This window comes from Paractinoplanes polyasparticus, assembly GCF_019710575.1.
In the GTDB taxonomy this organism is placed as follows: Bacteria; Actinomycetota; Actinomycetes; order Mycobacteriales; family Micromonosporaceae; genus Actinoplanes; species Actinoplanes polyasparticus.
In genome coordinates this window covers 1-22,959 of record NZ_JAHWFK010000082.1, presented here as the reverse complement: position 1 = coordinate 22,959, position 22,959 = coordinate 1, and the positions used below count along the sequence as shown (strand labels likewise).

Annotated in this window: 23 protein-coding genes; 15 read left to right on the top strand and 8 right to left on the bottom strand. The window is 66.3% G+C overall.

Annotated elements, in window-relative coordinates; all coding sequences use genetic code 11:
- The first annotated feature begins 78 nt into the window (after positions 1–78).
- A complete protein-coding gene (locus KXC43_RS49105) occupies positions 79–336 on the top strand; it encodes a hypothetical protein (RefSeq protein ID WP_221383212.1) in 258 nt (85 codons plus the stop codon).
- A gap of 64 nt (positions 337–400) precedes the next feature.
- Here the strand turns inward: KXC43_RS49105 and KXC43_RS49100 are convergent, their stop codons facing one another.
- Positions 401–1,066, bottom strand: a complete 666-nt coding sequence (locus tag KXC43_RS49100; RefSeq protein ID WP_221383211.1) for a DinB family protein — start codon at positions 1,064–1,066, stop codon at positions 401–403.
- A gap of 457 nt (positions 1,067–1,523) precedes the next feature.
- Between KXC43_RS49100 and KXC43_RS49095 the strand changes: the two genes are divergently transcribed.
- Positions 1,524–6,365 carry a diguanylate cyclase gene (locus KXC43_RS49095; protein ID WP_221383210.1) on the top strand — a complete coding sequence of 1,614 codons (4,842 nt, stop codon included), beginning with the start codon at positions 1,524–1,526 and terminating at the stop codon, positions 6,363–6,365.
- Positions 6,366–6,420: 55 nt separating this feature from the next.
- Here KXC43_RS49095 and KXC43_RS49090 read toward each other — a convergent pair whose 3' ends face one another.
- Both KXC43_RS49090 and KXC43_RS49085 read right to left on the bottom strand, forming a co-directional pair.
- Positions 6,421–6,660: an anti-sigma factor family protein gene (locus tag KXC43_RS49090; RefSeq protein ID WP_255646159.1), complete on the bottom strand. Its 240-nt coding sequence runs from the start codon at positions 6,658–6,660 to the stop codon at positions 6,421–6,423.
- Positions 6,657–7,289 carry an RNA polymerase sigma factor gene (locus KXC43_RS49085; RefSeq protein WP_255646158.1) on the bottom strand — a complete coding sequence of 211 codons (633 nt, stop codon included), beginning with the start codon at positions 7,287–7,289 and terminating at the stop codon, positions 6,657–6,659. Before KXC43_RS49085 ends, KXC43_RS49090 begins: the two co-directional genes overlap by 4 nt.
- Positions 7,290–7,759: 470 nt before the next feature.
- Here KXC43_RS49085 and KXC43_RS49080 point away from each other — a divergent pair, with 470 nt between their 5' ends.
- The 4 genes from KXC43_RS49080 to KXC43_RS49070 all read left to right on the top strand — a co-directional run bounded on the left by KXC43_RS49080 (position 7,760) and on the right by KXC43_RS49070 (position 9,702).
- Positions 7,760–8,512 (top strand): oxidoreductase, encoded by a 753-nt coding sequence (locus tag KXC43_RS49080; protein ID WP_221383209.1) that lies wholly within the window; start codon positions 7,760–7,762, stop codon positions 8,510–8,512.
- A gap of 12 nt (positions 8,513–8,524) precedes the next feature.
- Entirely contained in the window at positions 8,525–8,683 is a 159-nt protein-coding gene (locus KXC43_RS52210) for an SDR family NAD(P)-dependent oxidoreductase (protein WP_255646157.1), read from the top strand.
- 91 nt (positions 8,684–8,774) lie between these two features.
- Positions 8,775–8,996: an SDR family oxidoreductase gene (locus tag KXC43_RS52205; RefSeq protein ID WP_308129606.1), complete on the top strand. Its 222-nt coding sequence runs from the start codon at positions 8,775–8,777 to the stop codon at positions 8,994–8,996.
- Between the two features lie 196 nt (positions 8,997–9,192).
- Positions 9,193–9,702 carry a VOC family protein gene (locus KXC43_RS49070; protein WP_221383208.1) on the top strand — a complete coding sequence of 170 codons (510 nt, stop codon included), beginning with the start codon at positions 9,193–9,195 and terminating at the stop codon, positions 9,700–9,702.
- A 140-nt stretch (positions 9,703–9,842) separates the two neighbouring features.
- Here the strand turns inward: KXC43_RS49070 and KXC43_RS49065 are convergent, their stop codons facing one another.
- Complete coding sequence (locus KXC43_RS49065; RefSeq protein WP_221383207.1) at positions 9,843–10,388, bottom strand: hypothetical protein; 546 nt, start codon at positions 10,386–10,388, stop codon at positions 9,843–9,845.
- Between the two features lie 187 nt (positions 10,389–10,575).
- Here KXC43_RS49065 and KXC43_RS49060 point away from each other — a divergent pair, with 187 nt between their 5' ends.
- From KXC43_RS49060 to KXC43_RS49050, 3 genes are all read left to right on the top strand, one after another.
- Positions 10,576–11,109, top strand: a complete 534-nt coding sequence (locus tag KXC43_RS49060) for an MDR/zinc-dependent alcohol dehydrogenase-like family protein (protein ID WP_221383206.1) — start codon at positions 10,576–10,578, stop codon at positions 11,107–11,109.
- A gap of 10 nt (positions 11,110–11,119) precedes the next feature.
- A complete protein-coding gene (locus KXC43_RS49055; protein WP_221383205.1) occupies positions 11,120–11,398 on the top strand; it encodes an MDR/zinc-dependent alcohol dehydrogenase-like family protein in 279 nt (92 codons plus the stop codon).
- 290 nt (positions 11,399–11,688) lie between these two features.
- The gene (locus KXC43_RS49050) at positions 11,689–12,105 is read left to right on the top strand and encodes a DUF3592 domain-containing protein (RefSeq protein WP_221383204.1); all 417 of its coding nucleotides are present in this window, start codon (positions 11,689–11,691) and stop codon (positions 12,103–12,105) included.
- A gap of 204 nt (positions 12,106–12,309) precedes the next feature.
- Here the strand turns inward: KXC43_RS49050 and KXC43_RS49045 are convergent, their stop codons facing one another.
- The gene (locus tag KXC43_RS49045; RefSeq protein ID WP_221383203.1) at positions 12,310–12,759 is read right to left on the bottom strand and encodes a hypothetical protein; all 450 of its coding nucleotides are present in this window, start codon (positions 12,757–12,759) and stop codon (positions 12,310–12,312) included.
- Positions 12,756–13,205, bottom strand: coding sequence for a class I SAM-dependent methyltransferase (locus KXC43_RS49040; RefSeq protein WP_221383202.1), 450 nt, complete (start codon positions 13,203–13,205; stop codon positions 12,756–12,758). Before KXC43_RS49040 ends, KXC43_RS49045 begins: the two co-directional genes overlap by 4 nt.
- Positions 13,206–13,396: 191 nt before the next feature.
- Between KXC43_RS49040 and KXC43_RS49035 the strand changes: the two genes are divergently transcribed.
- The 4 genes from KXC43_RS49035 (at position 13,397) to KXC43_RS49020 (ending at position 19,384) form a co-directional block, all read left to right on the top strand.
- Entirely contained in the window at positions 13,397–14,245 is an 849-nt protein-coding gene (locus KXC43_RS49035) for a helix-turn-helix domain-containing protein (RefSeq protein WP_255646156.1), read from the top strand.
- 69 nt (positions 14,246–14,314) lie between these two features.
- The gene (locus KXC43_RS49030; protein WP_221383200.1) at positions 14,315–15,445 is read left to right on the top strand and encodes an acyl-CoA dehydrogenase family protein; all 1,131 of its coding nucleotides are present in this window, start codon (positions 14,315–14,317) and stop codon (positions 15,443–15,445) included.
- Between the two features lie 318 nt (positions 15,446–15,763).
- Positions 15,764–17,584, top strand: coding sequence for a glycoside hydrolase family 15 protein (locus tag KXC43_RS49025; protein ID WP_308129605.1), 1,821 nt, complete (start codon positions 15,764–15,766; stop codon positions 17,582–17,584).
- 297 nt (positions 17,585–17,881) lie between these two features.
- Positions 17,882–19,384, top strand: coding sequence for a M1 family metallopeptidase (locus KXC43_RS49020; RefSeq protein WP_221383198.1), 1,503 nt, complete (start codon positions 17,882–17,884; stop codon positions 19,382–19,384).
- A 104-nt stretch (positions 19,385–19,488) separates the two neighbouring features.
- On the opposite strand, the gene KXC43_RS49015 is transcribed toward KXC43_RS49020, so the two are convergent.
- Positions 19,489–20,298: an SAM-dependent methyltransferase gene (locus KXC43_RS49015; RefSeq protein WP_221383197.1), complete on the bottom strand. Its 810-nt coding sequence runs from the start codon at positions 20,296–20,298 to the stop codon at positions 19,489–19,491.
- Positions 20,299–21,160: 862 nt separating this feature from the next.
- Here KXC43_RS49015 and KXC43_RS49010 point away from each other — a divergent pair.
- The gene (locus KXC43_RS49010; RefSeq protein ID WP_221383196.1) at positions 21,161–21,712 is read left to right on the top strand and encodes a malectin domain-containing carbohydrate-binding protein; all 552 of its coding nucleotides are present in this window, start codon (positions 21,161–21,163) and stop codon (positions 21,710–21,712) included.
- A gap of 37 nt (positions 21,713–21,749) precedes the next feature.
- Here the strand turns inward: KXC43_RS49010 and KXC43_RS49005 are convergent, their stop codons facing one another.
- Positions 21,750–22,154, bottom strand: coding sequence for a transposase (locus KXC43_RS49005; protein ID WP_221383195.1), 405 nt, complete (start codon positions 22,152–22,154; stop codon positions 21,750–21,752).
- An 83-nt stretch (positions 22,155–22,237) separates the two neighbouring features.
- Here KXC43_RS49005 and KXC43_RS49000 point away from each other — a divergent pair.
- On the top strand, positions 22,238–22,959 hold a 722-nt coding region (locus KXC43_RS49000; protein WP_221383194.1), incomplete at its 3' end, for a hypothetical protein.

Below are 22,959 nucleotides of genomic sequence, written 5' to 3'. Positions count from 1 at the left end.
TCAACACCCTCCCGATCATGGAAGGGGGGTCCAGGTTCAACCGCCGCCTGGGGGTCAGTTTTCACGCGCCGCCGACACGTGTTCGCGGTCCAGGACGTCGAGGGTTACTGGGAGTACCTGACCCATCCGGCGCACGTCCGTTCCGAGCTGGAAGGCATCGAGCTGCTCGCACGGTTCGAGGCCTTCGACATCACCGACTCCGACGACCCCGAGATCGGCGCGAAGATCGAGCAGCTCCAGGCGCGCCACTTCGCCGAAAGCCCCGAGCTCGCCGCGCTGGCGGCGCAGGCTCCCTCGTTCAGCGTGCCCGGTCACGAGGCACCGCCGCCGGCCTGACCCGGCTACGGAAGGGCCCAACCGATGCCGCCTGTACCGGCTGGGCCCGCACCATCCACCTGAGCTACAAGACCATGCTGAAGCCGGCCGGGAGCGGATCCCGGCCGGTGAGCGCCTGCAGCACCGGCAGACCGGCACCGATCACTGCTGCCCCTCTGGCCACCAGGGCAGCTGACTCGGATAGGGCATCGGCTGGAAAATCGACCTCCAGCCCCGTTGCCACGGCGATGTCGGAGCTGTGAACCACCAGTTCCAAGGTCCGAGTGGGCAGCCAGTCCCGCAGGCGCATCGAGCCGACCGGCGTGGCCACCAAGTCCTCGTCGTCGACGTTCTTCAGGGCGGACATCGCTGTCTCGACGCGCCTGCTCACCACCGGCCCCGGGTCTTCGCCCAGCTCGAGTCCGATCTTGCGGGCGTTCTGCGTCGTCAACGCATTGACGGACTGGATCTCTTCGAGTGAGGCGGCGTTGAGTACCGCGAAGTAGGCCGAAGGTGCCGCCAGATCCGGCTGCTGCCCGTCGTACGGCGATACCGGGCTCAGGCCGCTGCTGACGATGTGCCCCAGCAACTCGCGGACGGACCAGTCACCGAGACCCGGACCGGCCAGTTGGGTGGCAGAGACGCGGGCGGCCAGGTCGGCAAACGTTGCTGCGGCGGCCTGGTAGGTGTGGCGGGAATTCAAACCGGAAGGAACGCGGGTTCCTGGTGCCGGGTTCATTGCGCGGTCCATCAGCCCAAGTACGACTGCCTGCTCGGCCGGCGCTTGGTGCCCTTGAAGATGGTGGTGCATCGGTTGCGCCAAGAGGTAGGGGAAGCCTGCCGAGCCGGATGATGTGTGCCAGCCGACGTCGGACGCACGTGAACCTCGGTGCCGTCCCGGCCGTTGATCCCGGCGTGATCGACGACGTAGCCAATGCCTACTTCTGTGTGCTTGATCTTTTCACCGGGGGTCTCCCCGGGCGGCGGGACCCGACGATCGACCGGCCTACGTCTCTGCGATGACCGAGGGCCTCGGTAGGTCCGAGCATATCTGTACGGCTGATGCCCGTTCTGTCAGTCGGTTCCTCAAGATCGCCATGCTCGAGGATCAGTTGTTCCGAGAGGTGACTGAAGTATGGCGATATCCCTCGAAAGGCGGCGAAGCGGCGTAAATTCGGCCTTGGCTGGGGCTCGTCCGGGGAGGAACATTGGCCGCTCATGCTGGGTTTCTCCTGCTCGACGGCGAGCGCACACGAGTCGAACGGGTAGCGAACCCTGGTGGCGGCCGTGCGATCCGCAAGCGAGCCCTGGGCCCGGACGCGGCAGCCAGAATCGCCCATGAGCGCACGATCCTCAGGCGCCTCGCCGGCACCGAGGGCATCGCTACCCTCATGGCGATTCAGCCGGAGTCGCCGGTCGAATTGCTGCTGAGCGATGCTGGTGAGCTGGATCTGGCCTTGGTGCTGCAGTCCGGTCCGATCGAGGCGTTTCGGCTGCCGGTCGTCATGGCCCAGCTCGCCCGCACCCTGGGCGCGATCCATCGAGCCGGGGTCATCCATCGCGACCTGAACCCGTCAAACATTGTGCTCGACGGTAGACGTGGTGCGCCAACCATCATCGATTTCGACCTCGCGACCACCTTCACCGAGCTGAGGCCTGCCTTTACCCATCCGCGCGACATTCTCGGCAACCTCGCCTACCTCGCTCCTGAGCAGACTGGACGAACCGCCCGCCCGGTGGACATGCGGTCCGACATTTACGGTCTCGGTGCGACGATCTACGCGCTTGCCACTGGAGATGCACCGTGCCCCTCCTCAAGTGATCCACTGTCGACAGTACGGGCGATCCTGGCCCTTGTCCCTCCGCCATTGACTGACCGCGTACCTGGCATTTCACCGATGTTGAGCGCCATCGTGGCACGCACCTTGGAGAAGGAACCCGAACGCCGCTACCAGACCGTGGCCGGTCTGCTACGTGACCTGGAGCGGGTCGTGGCCGAGCCTGGCGTGACGTTCGATCTGGGCACCCGAGACTTTCCCGAGCGGCTATCGCCGCCGACCATGCTCATCGGCCGCGACGCCGAGGTCGCCACGCTGCGCTCCGCGTTCGAAGCTGCCCAGAACACTTCCAGCAGGGCCGTGCTGGTCACCGGGGCCGCGGGTACCGGCAAGTCCAGCCTGATCAACACGCTGATACCGGTGGTCACCGGATATGGCGGCCTATTTGTTGCTGCAAAGCACGACCAGTTCCGGCAGGACAGCACTCTTGACGGAGTCATGCGGGCATTGCGCGATCTGGTCCGGCTCCTGCTCGCAGAACCCCAGGAGCAACTTGACGTCTACCGCGAACGGATTCTCAGAAGGCTCGGCACACGAGTGAGCTCCGCGGCCGACCTGTTCCCGGAACTCTCCGCCTTGCTCGGAGCGGAACCGGTCAGTGAACCAGCCGATCCTGTGCAGGCAGCCGCGCAGATGCACCGCCTTGCGCAAGAGATTCTGCTGGCCGTTGTCTCGCCTGAACGCCCGCTGGTGCTGGTGCTGGATGATCTGCAGTGGGCGAGCAGATCGGCTCTGAGCTTCACCGACGCGCTGCTCACCGATCCTGACCTGCGTGGTCTTCTCCTAGTAGGCGCTTTCCGCGAGGACGAGGTGGGTCCCGGACATCCGCTGACCGCTCTGCGTGAGCGGTGGAACCGGATCGGCGCTTCCCCGCTGTCGTTACGCATGCAGCCGCTGCCGGCTGTCGACCAGGCGAGGATGCTGGCCGCTATGTTGCAGCTCGAGCCCGGGAGGGCGCGTGACCTGGCGGGTGCGATCGACCACGGGTGTCGAGGCAATCCGCTCGACATGATCGAGCTGATCAATGCGTTGCGCCGGAACAACGTGCTGGTTCCGGGTGACACGGGCTGGATCTGGGACGACGATGAAGTCGTTCGGCACATCGGTGAGGGGGATGTCCTCGATCTGCTTGCCGATCGCCTGCAACGGCTGCCGGCTGAGACCGTCGACCTCCTGCAAGTGATGGCTTGTCTCGGCATCGAGGTCAGCGCGGAGGTACTCGGCGCGGCCACCGGCCTGCCGCTCGTCGATGTCCGGGACCGGCTCGTGCCTGCCCTCGAGGACGGGCTGCTCGGCACTGTTGACGCCGACGTGCAGCGCGGCGACGACAAGGTGTGGTTCCGGCACGACCGGGTCCAACAGGCGGTGTACGCCGATCTCGGCGAAGAACGCCATGGAGTACGTCTTGCGGCTGCCCGCAATCTGACGGCGAACCCGAATTTCGAGCCTGAGGCCGCGGAACAGTACCTGGCCGTGTATGACCTCATCCAAGATGCCGCCGAGCGGGATACCGCAAGCTCCCTCTTCGAAGTCGCGGCGGATGCGGCCGGCCGGGTGAGCAACTTCGCCGCCGCCGATCGCTTCCTCGACGCAGCGATTCGCCTCGGGGCCGCCGATCCCGAGGTACCGTCCACCGTTCTCCTGCGACGGGAGATCGCTCGACACACTGCTCTGTACCACTTGGGCCGCCTTGACGAGGCCGACGCCCTGTACGGATCGTTGACGGAACGTGGAGCCGAACCGCTCTCGCTGGTGCCTGCGACATGTGTGCAAATTTCGAGTTTGACCCACCGCGCACGGCTGGTCGACGCTCTGACACTGGGCACCGCGGTCCTGGCCGAACTCGGTCGACCACTTCCCCGGGACGGTCTGCGCGGCGCGGTCGAAGAGCAGATGAACGGACTGTACGGATGGATCACGAACACCTCGCGTGAGGCCGACCTGGCGCGACCGGACACGGCCGATGCCAAGATCGTGCAGCTCTGTGCCCTGGTCAGCCGGATGACTCAACCAGCCTATTTCGCAGGCGAGGTCGACCTCCACGCCTGGCTTGTTCTGCAGGTCCAGCAGATGTGGGTCGAGTTTGGACCGTGTCAGCAAATGATCGGGGGTCTGGCCGCCGCGTGCGCTGCTGTCATCGGCGTGCGGCGCGACTATCAGACTGGCGCACTGGTGACCCAGCGCATGATCGACTATGCCGATGACCGCGGCTATCAAGGCGCCGGCGGGTATGCCCGGTTCTTGTACGCAAGCGTCAGCATCCACTGGACGGAGCCGTTGGAGAACACCCTCACGGTTGCGGCGGTGGCGCGCGAGGCGATGATCACTACTGGCAATCTTGCGACGGCGCCGTTCCCCTACATGTCAGCACTTGCTGTTCACCTGGAAGTCGGGCCGTCGGTCGACGACGTGGTCCATGCTTCCGCGGCAGCTCTGGAGCTGACTTTGCGTACCGGCAACAACATGTCCGGCGAAGACTTCATGGTCTATCGGCAGTTCGGCCGTGCACTCAACGGCACCACAACCGCGCGAGCCAGCTTGCTCGACGCCGATTTCGATGAAGAATTCGTTCAAGAATTAGCGGCTGCCAATCCGTTGTTCGCCGCTTACGTCCACATTCATCAAGCCTTGCTCGGTTTGATATTCGACGACGCTCCGGTACTCATCGAAAACGTGCGAGCAGTCGCTCCTTGGATGCCTGCCTTGCGCGGTGTCTATCTCGAGGTGCTCGGACGGCTGTTGACCGCGCTGGCCGCTGCCCGGATGCTGCGCGACGGATCGCAGGAGGAGCGGGACCGGGCCCGCGCCGACCTGCATCAGCAGTACGCCTGGTTCGTCGGGCGTGCTGAAGAAATGCCGGAGAACTTCCGTCACTTGCAACTGTTCATCAGCGCCGAACAGGCCTGGGCCGACGAGAACATCGTTGCGGCGTTACGCGATTTCGACCGCAGTTTGCACTTGCTCCGCGACCTGTCCCGTCCATGGCACCGCGCCGTGATTTCGGAGCGGAACGCTGCGCTGCATCGAGAGATCGGCCTCGATCGCGCCGCCGACGGGCTGCTCGACGAGGCCCGCAAGACCTACGAGATGTGGGGTGCCGCCGAGAAGGTCCGGCAGCTCGACGAACGACGGCCCCGCCCGGCGCGTGAACTGACTGCGCGTTCCGCACGAACCAGCAGTACGGGGATCAGCCAGGACCAGCTCGAGATGCTCGCGGTGCTGAGGGCCTCACAGATGATCAGCTCGGGAACCGATCTGGATCAGGTTCAGGCCACCGTGGCCGAGCAGATGCAGGTTCTTACCGGGGCCACGACCGTGCGGCTGCTGGTGGCCGACGACGGCAAGTGGAGCGCTCTGTCCGACGACAACGGATTACCGGTGACGGCGGTCCGATACGTCATGCGTACGGAAAACGTCTTGTCCATCGCCGACGCCACCCGCGATGAACGGTTCCGCCACGATCCGTGCTTCGCGAACGTCGAGCGCTGCGCATTGATGGTTGTGCCGATTCGGCGCCATGGCGCGGTGACCGCCATCCTCGTCCTGGAGAACCGGCTCAGTTCAGGCATGTTCACCGTGGAGAACTTGAACACGGTCGAGCTGATCGCCGGCCAGCTGGCGGTCACGATCGCCAACGCCACGCTCTATCGCACGCTCGAAGCTCGAGTCGAGCAGCGGACGGCCGAACTCCGCGAGGCCAACCGCAAGCTGGCTGCCCTCAGCGCGACGGACATGCTTACCTCGATCGGCAACCGCCGGCATTTCATCGCCGAGATGGACAGACACTGGCCGACGGCGAAAGGCTCGGGGACCCCGATCAGTGTGCTCATGGTGGACGTCGACCATTTCAAGGCCTACAACGACCACTACGGTCACCCGGCCGGCGACGAGTGCCTGCGTCAGATCGCGCTGGCCATCAGCACCACCATCCGAGGTTCCGATGTGGCGTGCCGGTACGGGGGCGAGGAGTTCGTCGCCATCCTTCCGGGAAGTACCGCCGACGCCGCAGTCCTGGTCGCCGAACGAGTCCGTGCCTCGGTGGAGGCATTGGCCTTGCCCCATGAGGGCAGTCCTCGAGGCGTCGTGAGCATCAGCGTGGGAGTTGCCGGAACTGTCCCGGAGGGCGACCAACTTCCGGAGAGCTTGGTCGAAGCCGCCGATGGCGCCCTCTACCGGGCCAAGCGCAACGGCCGCAATCAGGTCTGCCGATGATCGGGCAACTCGTCCGGGACGGCGATCGCAATACCCGTGCCCGCGGTCGTGCACTTCAGCTTCGGGGCCGAGTGCGGAAGGCGTAAAGCACCTGTTCCCGGACCGCATGGCGCAAGGGCACATCGGGCAATGTCCGAAGCTGTTGCAGGGTGAACCGCATCTGTTCGAGATAGCGGTCGCATCCGTCACACTCGGCCAAGTGGTTGACGAACTGGCGCTCGGTTTCCCGGGGGAGTTCGCCCTCGAGGAAGTCCGTGACCCACTCGACGAAGTCATCGCATCGCACCGTGTTCATCGTGCGGCCCCCCGTTCCGGCGTGAGGTAGGTCGCGAGCCGGGCCCGGACCGCGGATCGAGCCCGGTGCAGCAGAACCCGCTGATTGGCCAGGCTGATATCCATCGCCGCGGAGACCTCGTGAGCTGTGAAGCCCTGCACATCACGAAGTACGAGGACTTGGCGTTGCCGTGGCGGCAGTTCGGTGATCGCATCGTCGAGGTGCCGGACCAGCTCACCTTCTTCTGCCTTGCTCTCCGGGGAGGGCCACGCCGCTGGCGCCTGTCGCCAATGGCCTGGGTGGGGCTCGGCCGAGTTCTGGAAGGCGAGCGGATTGACGGCGGGAGCCGCTGTGTCCGCGACGGGCAGCGTCCGGCTCTCCTTGATGCCCAGCGTCTTGGCCTTGTTGATCAGGATGGCGTGGATCCAGGTTCGCAACGACGATCTTCCGGCAAAGCCGTCCAGGCCGGACAGGACCGCCAGCCACGTCTCCTGAACGACGTCCTCGGCCGCTTCCCGGTTGGGCACGTAGGTCAGGGCGACCCGCACCATCCCGCCCGACCATTGGTCGACGAGCAGGGCGAACAGCTTCTCGTCACTGGCGCGCAGACGGACGACGATCTCCGCGTCGGAGGGGAGTTCAACTCCCAATACAACCTCCTGAGCCGTACGACGTCGTCACTTAAGCTACCCGCTCCGGGTCTATTCAACCGGCTTGGCCCACAAAGAGTGGATCGTCACTCGACCGGTCACATCAGAGCAGCCGGTACTCGCGACAGTGTTGATGAGCCAGCGCTTCATCACACCTGACCTCGTGCACGCTCGGAGCTCCTTCCGGGAAATCCTGACATTTGCATTATCTCCGGTCAGGTCCAGGACATTCCGGCCCGCCTGGTGAGTCAGCAGCGTATGCAGCCAGTGCTCCTGGACATGGGCAGGCAGGTGGTTCGGCACTTCAATGACGGGTGGTCACCGACGAACCATCGGCCCGCACGCGGTGCGGTGCCGACCAGGCCGGACGCTCTTATAGGAACGGCCTATGGCGGCTATCGGTACTACGTCTTTCACATCTTATTTTGCCGCTTATCGTCGGAGCCGAGCTATAAGGACGGGAGCAGGAAATGACCGTGCATGAAAAGATTCTCGCCGGTAAGAAGGCGGTTGTGACCGGTGGTTCCCGGGGCATCGGTGCCGCTCTTGTGCAGCGATTCCTGGATTCCGGCGCCGAGGTGCTGACGACTGCCCGGTCGGAGTCGGCCCCGGTTCCCGCTGGAGCAGCCTTCGTCCGGGCTGACATGCGGACGCGTGTAGGTGTGGGAGCGACCGCTGAGGCTGCGCGCGACATCCTCGGTGACGTCGACATCCTCATCCACACAGTGGGTGGTTCCAAGGTGTTCCCGCGGACTCTGGACATTCCCGAGGAGGAGTGGCGGGAGGAACTGAACCGGAATCTGTTGTCCGCCGTTCGGCTGGACCTGTTGCTGGCGCCGGCGATGCGCGATCGTGGGACCGGTGCGATTGTGCATTTCTCCTCGGCCGCTGTCGCCAAGCCGGTGCCACAGGTCCTGCACTACTCGGCCGCAAAGGTGGCGCTCGAGGCCTACAGCCAGGGGCTCGCGGCTGAGTTGGCTCCATCCGGGGTTCGGGTCAACACTGTGACACCCGGCCGTATCGCCACGCCCGGCGGTGTGGCCACCAGGGAGCAGTGGGGACTCGTCGCTCCGGAGGGCTCGCTGGCCACCGCCACTCCGCTGGGCCGGGACGGTCAGCCCGACGACATCGTCGAGGCGACGATGTACCTGGTCTCGGACCGGGCCAGCTTCGTCACCGGCATCAACCTGATCGTCGACGGCGGCGAGTTCCCACGCGGCTAGGGGCCGAAGATCATGAGTTTCAGCGACAAGACCGCAGTGGTCACCGGCGGTGGCAGCGGGATCGGCCTGGCGACGGCCAAACTGCTCGCTGACGGCAGGGCGCAAGTCGTCTTCACAGGCCGTTCCCAGGACAGGCTCGACGCCGCAGCGGACAACTGGGGTCGAAGGTGATTCCGGTTCCCGGTGACACCTCCTCCCTGGCCGATCGCTCGATGGCGCGCAGCTTCGCCCGTGAACTGCAACCTCGAGCATCCGGGTCAATGTGGTCAGCCCGGGACCGATCGACACCGGGATCCTGGAGAAGACCATGACTCCGAAGGCTGCCGACCAGCTGAAGGCCGAAGTGCTCGCGGACGTGCCCATGGCGCGTTTCGGCAGGCCTGAGGAGGTCGCACGGGCCGCCGCCTTCCTGGCCTTCGAGGCCACCTGCACGACAGGTGCCGAGCTTGCTGTGAACGGCGGCGCCACTCAGCTCGGGGGCTGATCCGCGAGCGAGGACCGCAAAGTAGTAGGCCGATCACCCGCCGCGGTGAAGTTTTGCCGGCCTTCCTGGTAAGACCGACCGCTGGCGGTGACACCGACGTGTGACGGCAGGTTGCCGGACCGGCGGCGACGGACGTCGCAACTTGTCCGCTCGACCTACGCCCCGGCAAAGACCAATGACCGAAAGGCAGTCTCCAATGTCCGACCACTCGGCGGAACCCAAACCGTTTCATATCAGTCACAACACCGGCATTCATCACATCAACGTGTTCGCGTTCGACATCGACCAGACCATTGCCTTCTACGAGCAGGCGTTCGGCTTCCGCCTGGTCTTCCGCTGGCAAGGCGTCGACGGCGTCCGCGATGGCGCACATCACTTCTACAACCCGCTGGAGGGTGCGCACCTCGACATGGGTGACGGGCACATCCTGGAACTGGTGCCGGCACCCAATGCGGCGCCCAAGGAGGACAACACCGCCAGCTTCAATCACATGGGCCTGCGCATTCCCGACCTCGACAAGACCTATGCTCAGGCGCTTGCCGCGGGAGCCAAGCCCTATCCGATCCAAGGCGCCGACGGCACTGTCTGGGACGGCATCACCACGATCACGCTGAAGGCCAAGGCGCCGTTCGAGCGCTCGTTCACCGCGCGCGCCGCCCACGTGCGGGGCCTGAACGGCGAGATCATCGAGCTCTTCGAATCCTGACCGGTCCCGGCGCCCCGGTCCGGACGGCCAGGTCAGGTGCTGCTCCCGCACCTGACCTGGCCGTCGACATCGGTGACCGATCGAGGCACGCACCGCTCACATGCCGATCCACCGAGCCGCTGAACTGACCGCAAAGGTGTCTAGCTACGCGCTTCCCAGGTAATCCGCACAGTGGCGGACGCCCCCATGGCGCTGTTGGGAGCGTCGCTGGCGAGCTTGTAGTTGAACCGGAAGACCCGGGTGCTGGTGACGTTTGCCGTCGGCGTCCAGCCAGAGGACACGCTGGTGGTCTCGCCCGGGCTGTAGGCGTTCTTGGCGACGAAGTCGGACAACATCCGGCCGCTGGTGATGGTGGTGTCCGCGGGATTGCCGAAAATGGTGGTGCCGCTGAGGCTTGTGCACGAGGAACCGGAGCCGAAGATACCGGAACCAGTGGCGGTCTCGACACTCCAGTTGAGGTTTGGCGTCACGCCAGTGCCGCCACCCGCCGGAACATCGGTTGCGTCGCCGGGAGCGACGTACACCTGGACCGGCGCTGATGGTGCGACAGTCCCCGACCAGGAGACGGTGATACAGGATGAGCCGCTGGAGCCCGGTACGAGGCCGGCGGCACTGAACATGGCCGAGTTGGAGTCGTTGTCGGTCAACGCGAGCACGCCGGTGGTCCAGCTGTTGCCCGGATTCACAGTGCTCGTGCTGAACGCGGCTGATGAGGCCCGATAGACAAGTCCAGTGGCTACCAGGAGCCGCCCTGGCAATGAATCCCGTCGACGGGTTCCCTCGCTTCGCGCGTCGTTTCGCATTTCCCTGGATCATCTACCCGGCGATCACCGGCTCCGATGTCGCCGGCGAAGTGGTGGAGACGGATCGTCCGTGACCCGATTCGCTGCAGGAGACCGCGTCCTCGGTCACGCCCTGGGTATCGAGCGCCATCATAATCGAGCCGCCGAGGGAGCGTTTCAGCACTACGTAGTGCTCGCCGAGCACATGAGCACGCCGATCCCGGCCCACGTCAGGTTCGAGCAGGCCGCCGACCTTCCGCTCGCGCTGTCGACCGCGGCCAGCGGGCTGTTCGATCCGTCACTGCTCGGGCTGGCCCGGCCCGGCACGCCGAATCCACACACAGGAACCGTCCTGGTCTGGGGTGGTTCCACCAGCGTCGGCTCGAGTGCCATCCAGCTCGCGGCTATCGCGGGCTACGACGTGATCGCCACCGCCTCGCCCCACAACCACGAGTACGTCCGGAAGCTGGGCGCTCGAGCTGCCTTCGATTACCGCAACCGAACGATCGTCTCCGACATCGTTGACGAACTGCGGGGGAAGAGACTTCGCCGGGGCTCTGGCGATCGGTTCCGGCTCCGCGCGGCGATGTCTGCGAATTGCGCGCCTCGCCCGTGGAGAACGTAATGTCGCCTGCATGTCCCTCGACCCGTTGTCGGCGCTGGCGCGGATGGCGGCTCGCCGTCACGGCGTTCGATCCGGGAGCGTCTGGGGAGACTCGGTGGCCACCAACGGCCTCGGACAGGCCATCTTCGGCGAGTTCCTCGGCGAAGCCCTCCGCACGGGTGCCTTCACACCCGCCCCCGAAGCGCTCGCGGTCGGTGACGGACTCGAACGGATACCCGACGCCCTCGCCACTGTCGGCCGAGGTGTGTCGGCTCGTAAGGTCGTGGTCACGCTGAACGGCACGCAATGAGAGCACCTGGTCGGGCAGTGAATTCGAGGTAAGAGCCAGACCTCCGCTGCCGGCTGCCCCGCCTACATGACCGCGCAGGCCGTCTGCTGACGTCAGGCCGGCGTCACGACCGAAGTTGATCGCAGCGGCGACGCACTCAGGCAACGACGATGTCCTCGTTGCTCGAGAAGTACCACAACCGTAGGGCCGTGAACCTCGGCTTGGTGCGGGCCGTTGAGCAGTGAGATTCCGGCGGCGAGGAAGGACGTCGAGCGCGTACGTCCTCCGTCCGGTCAAAAGGAGACAGCCACGTGCCTGGCAGATTGACCTCATCGTTGCTGAACATCGCCGCTGGAACGTTGTTCTTCACCGCCGGACTCGCCGTGCATCGATCACACTTGCCTTATCCCGACGGGATCATCACCACGGCTACTGTCACGCACGTCGATGAGGACGTCGACGACGCGGGCAGCACCTGGTACAAGTCCGTCTATACGTTCGTCACCACCGACGGCCAACGGGTGTCCTTCCGGGATGACGGGAACACCGGCATTGAATCGACTGTCGGCGACCGGGTCGAGGTCTCTTACCGACCTGGTCGGCCTGAAGCCGTACGGCTTGTTCCCGGGTTCGATTGGGTGGGCTGGATCATCATCGGGGTCGGATCACTTTTTGTGATCCGTGGCTGCTGGTCCGTGCTGATCGCCGTGCTCCGCCGACTCCTCTGAACCTCGCGAGGTCGTCGGACTGTCAGTGCCTATGCGTTTCCCCAGGATGCTGATCCTGTGCCTCGCCCTGGCGGCCAGCCTCCGGACGCTGAGGCGCTCCGGGATGCGCGAGACCTCCGACGCGGGCTCTCAACGCCTCATCCGCCGGCGAAATCAGTCGGACCGATCCCGCCTCGACGCGAGCAGGGGAGAGGTTTCGTTCGCTCAGTGAGAGATCGACGCTGAGGCCCGGGGCCAGGAGGAGTGCGAAGACAAGTGCGGTCGAGCGCGGCCGGCACGCGAGGACCGGCTCACCGTCGACCCCAGAACAGCCGGCAGGCCACCGGGAAAAGGTAGCTTGCCGTCCGGCTCGCGGTAGGTCGTTGCGCCGTCGGTGACGCGAGTCTCGGCCTCGGCCCGGGCAGCGGGCTCGAGCGTCTTGAGGAGGGGAGCGAACGGGCCGTCGTTCAGTGTCTCGAGGAGAGCCTTCTGGTCGCGGATGCGGTTGCCCCAGCTGTGTACGTCTTCCCCGACCGAGCCCATGCCGGCCTCGCGCAGGAGACGGGCCCGGTACCCCGGGGCCGCAAGGTGGTCGGTAACGGAAGGGTCAGGAAGAGCTTCCGCCCTCGGGCTGCGGCTCAATGCCGTCCGGAACAGGTCGACCATTGTGTTCATCTCGCTCCGGTCCCACCTCGCAAACGAGTAGGCCTCGCCCGGCCGTAGTACTCGGGTTGCCTCGGTAAGCGACGAGTCGAGGCTTTGGTGGTCCAGAGCCATAAACAACGGGAGACGAGCAGGCCGACGGAGGCCGGCTCGACGGCCGTGTCGCTCATCAGCCTGACCTCGAATTTCGTGTCGCTGAGGCCGAGACGCCGAGCCTTGGACCGGGCGATCTCGACCATCGGCTCCGACTGGTCGATACCCAGCAGCCGGACCGCCGGATGGCGCTTCTTGACCGTGAGCCCGGGCTCACCGGTGCCACAACCCAGATCGAGTACGAGCGCACCATCCGGGGGGCTCCGGCAACCTGCCACGATCGCGTCGGCGACCGGCCGGATGAAAGACGCCACTCGATCGAATTTCGCAGCGAGCGCATCGTAGTCGGGAACTTGTGCCGTCATGAGAGGTCCTTCTGCCGAGGGTGAACAGGATCCAAGCGAAGGACGTTGCTCAGGCACACAGAGTTCACGCACCGGCGGCCGGGGAGCGCCACGGCCTGGCCGGCGGCAGAGTGGACTTGCCGGGCCGGTTCAGGGTTTCCAAGCCTCCGCAACCAGGCTGGTAGTTTTCGGGCCAGGCTGAGTCGCTCAAGATGAGAGATCATTCTCGGGTGGCCCCCAGTAATGATCTTGGAGTCGCGCTTCGGCGGTGGCGTGAGCGCGCAACGCCGCCGAGCGGGTTGAGTTCGAGGACGCGCCGGCGTACGCCAGGGATGCGTCGTGACGAGCTGGCCGCCTTGGCCGGCGTGTCCGCCGAGTACGTCAAGCGTCTCGAGCAAGGTCACGGACGGCCGTCCGCCCAGGTTCTGTACTCGTTGGCCCGGGCCCTGCGCCTGTCCAGCACCGAGTACGAGTACCTTTGCTCGCTGGTGGGGCACGCGCCGTCGCGCGTGGGCCGTGTTCCTCATGAAGTGGGTTCCGGCGCGCGGCGCCTGCTCGACCGGCTCGATGACGTGCCCATCTGCGTCTTGGATGCCGCCTGGACGCTGCTCGCTTGGAACGCGGCCTGTGACGCGATGTGCTACTTCTCGATGCAGGTCGACGGCCGGGATCGCAACCTGGCGTGGCGGGCCTTCACCGGCGGGGAGGCATGGGCGGAGGCTGGGTCCGAAGCGGAAGCGCGTTTCCAGCGCACGATCGTGTCGGATTTGCGGACCACCGCTCTGCGATATCCGGACGACGACTGGGTGGCGGACCTGATCACCGACCTGAGGGCGACGAGCAGACCGTTCGCCGCCATGTGGGAGTCGCCCACGGAGCCTCAGGATCGGCGTCATCGGCTGACCAAGCGCCATCCCGTCGTGGGGGACTTCACGGTCGACTGCGACATCATGACGATCCACGAGGGTGACCTTCGCGCGGTCATGTACACAGCGGAGCCTGGGTCGGTCGACGCCGCACGGCTGACCGCCGCCTTGGCCCGGTCGGCCCACGCGGGCTGACACCACTCGCCCCCCGAGCGCGTCTATCGGCGCGTTACTACTCCTCACGTAAGGAAGAAAGCAACGGTCATGAACGAGTTGATGCTGGATGCTGCCCGCAAGACGGTGCCGACACTGCTGGAGAACGCGGAACGTACCGAACGTGACCTGACTCCAGCACCGGACAGCGTGGCAGCAGTGCGGGCCGCCGGACTGTTCGCGCTCACGGTGCCGCGCGCGGCGGGCGGATCGGACGCCGATCTGCGTACGCAGGTCGAGGTGCTCGCCGAGCTCGGCCGCGGCTGTCCCTCCACCGCGTGGGTCGTCGGCCTGAACGCCGCGAACAAGGGCGTGGCCCGGCTGCTGCTACCTGACCCCGCCCAGGACGCCGTCCTGGCCGATCCGGACGCGGTGTTCGTCGCCACCCAGGTGGTGTCGCGGGAGAGCAGCGGCGTGCGGGTACCCGGCGGTCTGCGGGTCACCGGCCGGTGGTCGATGGCGTCCGGTTCGGAGCTGGCGTCCCTGGCCATGATCGCGGTGCCGCTGCCGGACGCCGCCACCCCGGTGCCGGCCATGGCTCTGGTCCCGCTCTCCGACCTGTCGGTGGATCGAACCTGGCGCGCGGCCGGCCTCGGCGGTACGAGTAGCCATACCCTGGTGGCCGAGGACGTCTTCGTGCCGGATGATTTCGTCACTCTCCCCGAGGCTTTCCGGCCGATTCCGCCCGAGGCGATGTTCGCGGGCGGTCTGACGGCGCTCGCCCCGATGATCGGGGCCACCCGAGGTGCGCTGGACCTGGTCGCGGACGCGGTCGCTGGCGGCCGGGCGCCGTACATGACCACCTATGCCCGGGTGGCGGACTCTCCGCTCGGGCGGTACTGGTTCACCGAGGCGCGGCAGCGCACCGATACGGCGATGCGGCGCACGCTCCGGGTCGCCGACGTCGTCGACGGACTGGCACCGGGTAGTGAACTGCCCATGACCGAGCGGGCCGAACTACGGGTCGAGCTGGCGGCGGCGGCCCGGGAATGCCGCGAGGCGATGGAGCTGCTGCTCGACCTGCACGGAGCGAGCGGGTTCGTCGAAGACAATCCGCTGCAGCGATTCTGGCGGGACGTCGCCGTCGGCACCCGGCATCCGTTCTTCACGCCGTACATCCTGGCCGAGGACTACGGCCGGCTCGCGTTCGACGTGCTGCCGACCGTGTCGCTCGCCCTTTAGGAATCCCCCTCAGGCCGGGGCGGAAGACTTTGGAGGCCATCCGCGCCTTCCGCCCCGCCGAATTTCTCACCTCGGGCCAGAACGAGAACACGTGAAAGTCACGTCCAGACTGATCGTGGAGTTGAGCGGCCAAAGCGATTGCCACCGCTGCGAATCCAAGGCACGTAACGCCCCTGAGCAGCCGTAACGGTTCTGTAAGGCGGTTGCGCGCGCAGCAGGCGCACGGTTCGCAGTAGGTTGGCGGAGTGGAGCGGGCTGGCCAGGCGGTCCTGCCCTGACGGCGTTCGACTCGAGAAGGTAAGCGATCACTTGAGTACGGTGACAATCGAGGACCACGCGTTCCTGTCCGACTGCTCCTCGGCCGCACTGATAACCGTTGATGGTTCGGTCGACTGGCTCTGCCTTCCGCGCATCGACAGCCCTGCCATTTTCGGCCGGCTGCTGGACCAGGATGCAGGCCATTTCCTTGTTCGCCCTGTTGACGACGGGGCCAGGGCGCAGCGGCGATATCTTCCGCAGAGCCTGGTTCTGGAGACGGTATGGACCTGCGCCTCGGGACGGGTCGTTGTCCGCGATGCGCTGGCGCTCGGAGAGAATGAGCGAGGCCATGATCTGGGACTGACGTCCCCCGGTGTCCTGTTGCGCCAGGCGATCTGCACCGACGGTGACGTGGACATGCTCGTGGAATGGGTACCGCGACCGGAGTACGGGTTGGTGCACCCGCGGTTGGAGAACATTTCCGGTGGCGTACTCGGCCTTGGAGGATCGACTTCACTGCTCCTTTCGGCCAACGTCCCGATACGGATCGACGGCGCCCTGGCTCGGGCTGAGGTGCGACTGCGTACGGGACAAGAGATCACCCTGGCGTTCACTCAAGGCAGCGCCTGGGAATCTCCGCCTCCGCCGTGGTCGAGCCAGCAGGTCGCACACCGCATCGACGACACAGCGCGTGCCTGGCGGAGCTGGTCTGATCTTCATCAGCGCTACGACGGCCCCCTGCGCGACCTGGTCCACCACAGCGGGGTGGTGCTGCAGGGCTTGACCTACGCGCGGAGCGGCGCGATCGCCGCCGCGGCGACCACGAGCTTGCCGGAGGGCGTCGGCACGCCACGGACATGGGACTATCGGTTCGCCTGGGTCCGGGACGCCAGCATGACTATGCGGGGGTTGTGGGTCGCGGCGTGCCCGGATGAAGCCAGCCGGTTCTTCACGTTCCTGTCCCGAGCGGCCGGCACGCAACTGCAACGAGGACTGCACCTGCAGATCATGTACGGCGTGGGCGGCGAACGTGACCTGACGGAACGGGAGCTGAACCACCTCGATGGCTGGCGCGACAGTGGGCCGGTCCGCGTCGGCAACGGTGCCTGGCGTCAGCACCAGCATGATGTGTACGGGGCGATACTCGACGCCGCCTACGTACTTCGCGATGAGCTGCAACCCATGGACGAGAGCACGCAGGAGTTCCTGATCGCGGCGGTCGAGGCGGCCGCGACACACTGGCGGAACGAGGATCAGGGGATCTGGGAGATCCGCGGACCATCCCGGCGTTACCTGCACAGCGCCCTGCTGTGCTGGGTCGCCCTCGATCGCGGCATCGAGCTTGCCGATCTCATCGGGGCGGCCGATCGGGTCTCGCGATGGAGTGCGGAACGCGAAGAGATTCGCGAAACGATCCTGACCGAGGGCTGGAATGACGCCGTCGGCGCGTTCACCCAGACCCTGGCCGGTGATGACCTGGATGCCAGCTGCCTGTTGATGGCCGTCGTCGGCATCCTGCCGGGCGATGACCCACGACTGCACGCCACCATCGACGCGATCGTGGCGAATCTGTCCGACGGCCAGGGTCTGCTGTACCGCTATCGGACGAGCGATGGTCTGACCGGCGACGAGGGCACCTTCCTGCTGTGCACCTTCTGGCTGGTCGAGGCGCTCGCCGCGACGGGGCGCACGGACGAGGCCAAGCAGGTGTTGCACCGAGCCGCATCCTTCGCCAACGACCTCGGACTGCTGGCTGAGCAAGTCGACCGGAACGACGGCCTCCTGCTGGGCAACTTCCCACAAGCATTCAGCCACCTCGGTCTGATCCTGGCGAGCCAGGCGGTGGCCATGGCCGACTCGAGAACACACACGACCGGTTGAGCGGGCTTTCTCAGCCCCGACCGGACCCGGCCGCCGGACTCCCGGTGAACGCGTGAACCGGTGTGCCGCTCTGAACGTCTATGAGGTCGACTTGCCCTGTCCGGTGCGTGTCCCTTACCGCACCAGAGCTTGGGACCGTCGCAGCGTGGGGCTCGGCGGTTTCAGAGGCCGGGTGCGTGCCGTGGGCAACGGCACGCACCCGCGCGGTCGCCGCGACGCCACCGCCCCGAGGTCAGCAACCTTGAAAAAGGGGACCATGCCGTGAACGCAGGCGAGCCGACGTACGTTTGGTGCTGCATGCGAATCACACCGATGCGCCATCTGCTCGTGATCGGGCTCGTCGTGGCCGCCGCGCCCTTGGTCGCGGGCGCCGGCACCGCGGGGCCCGGGTCGGCCGGGATCGGGGACCGGCTCTTTCCGCTGCTCGGCAACGGCGGGTACGACGTGGGCGCCTACGACCTGCGGTTGACCTACCCGGAGAAGGATCCCGCACAGACGGTCCGCGGCGACGTCAGTATCACCGCGACCGCCACCCAGCAGCTCTCACAGTTCAATCTGGACTTTGCCGGGGGCGGACCGTCCCGGGTCGACGTCAACGGCAAGTCGGCCACGTTTGTGCGGGACGGTGACGAGCTGGTCGTCACGCCGCAGTCCTACCTCCGGAAGGGCCGTGCATTCACGGTGACCGTGCACGGCTTCACGGCCGTACCGGAAGATCCTGATCCGAATGCTCCCGACGGTTTCACCACCACGCCGGACGGAACCGCCCTGCTCGGCCAGCCGGCGGCCGCGCATCGGCTGTTCCCGAGCAACGACCACCCGAGCGACAAGGCCGCCTACACGATCACCACGAACGTGCCGCAGGGCTGGACCGGCACCGCGAGCGGCGTGCTCGCGTCGACCCGTTCGGCTGACGGCCGGGTTGTCTCCACCTACCGTCACCCGCAACCCATGGCCAGCGAGCTCCTGCAGGTCGTGGCGGGCGACTTCGTCGTGCACGAGCGGGCGCCGGTGGGCGGGGTCCGCGTCCGCGACGTCGTGCCGCGCCGCCTGGCCACCGAGGCCCTCCCGCGCTTCGACGTCGAGCGTGAACAGATCTCCTGGCTCACCGGCCAGGTAGGCCCCTACCCGTTCGACGTCTACGGCTCGCTCCTGATCGACGTCGAGCTCGGTGCGGCGCTCGAGACCCAAACCCTTTCCGTGTACGACTCGTCGATCGTCGCCCTGCCCCGGCCGGTGCTCGAGTCGATCGAGGCCCATGAGCTCGCCCACCACTGGTTCGGCAACAGCGTCGCCCCGGCCGAGTGGAGCGACGTCTGGCTCAACGAGGGCCACGCCACCTGGTACGAACTGCTCTGGGCGGAAAAGATCGGTGCCGTCGAGGAACACACCGGCTCGCCGACCCGTGAGGAATTCTTCAAGCGGGTGTACGCCGTCAGCGACACCTGGCGCGCCCAGTTCGGTCCAGTCGCCCGCCCCACCAGCGCCGCCCAGCTCTTCGATCTGTTCAACAGCAACGTCTACTACGGTGGAGCGCTGGCCCTCTACGCCTTGGAGCAGGAGATCGGCACCCCTGCTTTCCAGCGACTGGAGCGAGCCTGGCCGTCGGTGAACCGCGGCCGATCGGCGTCCACCGACGACTTCATCACCCTCGCGTCCCAGGTAGCAGGCCGCGACCTGAAGCCCTTCCTGACCGCCTGGCTCTACGGCACCACCACCCCGCCCATGCCCGGCCACCCCGACTGGACGACGTCGCCGTCGGCGCGATCGCTGCATGTGCCAGGGAGCTTGAGGCACTAAGTAACCGGCAAGGCCGGCCGAGGTCAACCACGACCGGGCCTGTCCAGATGCCGCCTCCCGACCTGCCGCCCACAAGGAGCAGTCGGGAGGCGGCTATCCGGGGCTCAGGGCCGGCGGGCTACGACAAACGGGGTGACGGGGCCGGGGCAGGCGGTCGGTGCGGCGAATCCGGCCTCCTCCAATTCGGTGCACAGCTCCTCAGTGGTCAGGACCGGGATGCCCCAGCTCTGATAGAGCGCGACGTTCAGCGGATGAACCGGATCGGCTGGACCGGCGTGCAGGACCGGAGTGACGAGCAGCCCGCCGGATCGCAAACGCTCGTATGCGTTGGCCAGGGTCAGGGCGCGGGAGCCGGCCGGGAAGAAGTACTGACTCCAGAAGACCGCATCGAACGGCTCGGGGTCGCTGAAGGTCGCCGCGTCGCCGTGCCCGAAGCGGACCCGGTCGGCGACGCCCAACGCGACCGCCTCGGCCCGCGCCCGGTCGATGAGGTCGCCGGCCAGATCGATGCCGACTGCGGTGAGCCGCGGGTGCAGCTGGAGCATCGTAAGCATCGCGCCGCTCACACCGCAGCCGAGCTCGAGGTAACGCACATCACCGGCGTTCAGCATCTCCTGCCACGGCGTGATGCTCTGCGCCACCTGTGACATCGCCGCCATGGCGAGCGGTGTGGACGGTGCCAAGGTGACGCTGGCGGCCAACGCCAGCCGGTCGGCGCCAGTCAGATCCTGGTAGTTACCGCCGGCTTCCGGGGTGAACATCCGCTCGAGCAGGCGGGCCCGCACGGCCGTTCCGGCCAGCAGATTGGCGAATTGCTTGTCGGCACCGTGCTGGAGCAACGGGGCATACGTGGTACTCAGCCGGTACTGGCCGGGGCTGTCGGATTCCAGTACGCCGGCCGCGCTCAGGGCCAAGCACAGGTCCTGAACTCGGTCTGGGGCCAATTGGGTTGCCGCGGCCACTCCCTTGACGGTGCTCTCGCGGGCAAGGTGCGCCAGGAATCCGGATGTCAGGGCTCCCCGCAGTAGTGCCGACTGCTGTTCCGCCAACATCAGGGAACCAATTGCCATGTGAAGGTCTTCCATACGCCCCACGACGAGTGACGCCCGAGGTCAGTTCATCGGATCGATGCGCCCGGCAACCCCGCGAACCCTGCGCCGGGGACTGGCCAAGGCGAAATCGCTAGGAGGCCGCGACGGTCCTGCGTTGAAGAGGTTGGAGACGCGGGGCCGGCCGATCGCGGTCGATCTGCAGATCCGCACCGGGCCGGCTCTGCCGCGAGTGGGAAAGGCGGTGAACCACAGTCGGCTAAGTGTCGTCATGGAGGGCATGGAGAATCCTGGCGCCCCTCTCACGCACTACGTGGCCAGTTCGTCCGACAACGCTCGATGGGCAGAGCTGAGTCTGCGGCCGATCGGCATCGTGGTCGCGACGCCTATGAAGTCCGGGACCACATGGCTGCAGATGATCTGCGCTTTGCTTGTTTTCCAAAGTCCCCACCAGGGGTGACCGTCATCGCGGGGGCACGGCGTCCTCTCGATGCTGTTCTGTCGGCCTATCACCATTTCCACAACATGGATCTGCGGTCGTTGGCGGACCGGCCGGTCTGCCGGTCACGGTCGATCTCACCCTGAATAAGATCGTCTTCGATGGAAGCTGGGCCGCGATGATCGTCTGACTCTGCACGAGAAAGTGTCGACGCGCTGCTCGTCCGATTGTGAACTCGTTGCTGATTCGGCTCGTCGTACAGGGCGAAACCTACAATGAGGAGTAGCTATGGGTTTTCGAACGCGTGTCATCGCCACGGCGGCTGCGGTCACGCTCGGGGCAGCGCTGGCCGCCGCTCCGGCTCAAGCGGCGGAGCCGGTAGTAACGATCGATGCCGGCGGTCCGGGTGACATCTCCACCGACGGTCTCACCGACGTCAACCGCAGCGGCTTCACCGGTGTGCCGAACTTCGCCCGTACGGTCTCTCACCCGATCCCGCAGGAAGACTGGGACACCTTCCGCTACCTCGACTCGGACTACACCATCACCGGACTGACTCCGGGTGCCTCCTATGAGCTGCGCCTGTACTTCCTCGATTGGTACTGGAGCAAGGTCGGCAAGCGCGTCTTCGACGTGGCTGTCAACGGCCAGACCGCCCTGAAGGACGTCGACGTCATCAAGATCGCATCGGATGCCGGTGGCGACGGACGCTACTTCGGCGTCGAACGCGATGTTCCTGCCACCGCCGACGCCGCCGGTGCCATTGTCGTGAACTTCCTCCGCGGCACCGCTGACCAGCCTCTGATCAACTCGATCGCCGTCGTTCCGGCCGGTTCCTGATGACCCTCGAGCCGACTGAGGCCTTGCCGGTGCGGCCTCAGTCGGCTCGTAACATACTTCGGCAGCGTTGCGCCATCGCCCCCTGCGGCTCTGCGGCGACCTCTGCGTCAGCGGCAGCCTCAGCGGTGGATTCCTCGGTCAAGTAACCCTTGTGCTTGGCGACCAGGCGTTCGACCGCCGTGGCGAGGTTCTGCCAGAGATGGAAGCGGTCAGCGACCTGCACCGCGTCCGGTGCTCCGGTTCGAGCGCCTTCGGCATACGAAGTGGCCCGGTCCCGGCAGATCACCTCCGGAGACTCATGCTCAAGAAGCCAGCCGGCCAGCGGTGACGCGTCGCGTCCCGCGATGAGATCGAGAACGCGGTGGTTTTCGCGGTCGATCAAGACGGTGCCGTAGTGGTGTCCACGTTCGACGGCGAAGTCATCGACGCCGAACACCCGCACCGAGCCCACCTCTGGGTCGCAGCCCCGGCGATCCCGTGCCACTCATAATGTCCGCCACCACCTGACGGCCAGAACAGTCCTTATTGCAGTGGATCGAGGAAGGTCTGTTGCTGACCGCACCGGACCTCGCCGCTCCACGCGCGGGAGCGATAGGCGTCAGATCGGTGGCCGGGCTACTCGCGCGGGACGGCATCGTCCTCCTGGTCGACGGGCTCGACGACCTCCGGGAGTCAGATCGGGCGGGGCTCGTCCAGTCGATCAACGAGTATGGCTCGGACCAGCCCCTGGTCGTCACCTCACGGCCTGGCGAATTCTCGGCCGCAGTGTCCGAAGCTGGCCGAGGCGTATCCCGCGCCACGGTCATCGAGGTTCAACCGCTCCGGCTCCGGGACGCGCAACGCTACCTCCGGGACGCTACCTCCGGCGAGCCTGACGGGCGGACGCCGCTGTTTGCCGACGCCCGCCCAGGCCGCCCGCAGATCAGCGTGTTGACGAACCCTCTGACGCTGTGGCTGATCCGCACGGTGTACGACTCGGAGGACAGAAGTCCATCCGAGTTGCAGGACGGCTTCCCCACGGTGGCCTCGATTCAGAACCGCCTTTCGGTTAGGCCGTCCGGACCTGCCGAGGATAGTGAGTGCTCGCCGGGTATTGGCGCGAACGGCGGAACGAGAACTCCGCCCGGTTACCGGCGGCTGTCGAACCCCGGGGCGGAACGTCTGACTACCGGCCGGCCGGTGACCGGCTCGATGGCGTGCGCGAACGCGTCGTGCGGCGATCCGTTCTACTCGGTCGTGAGCAGATG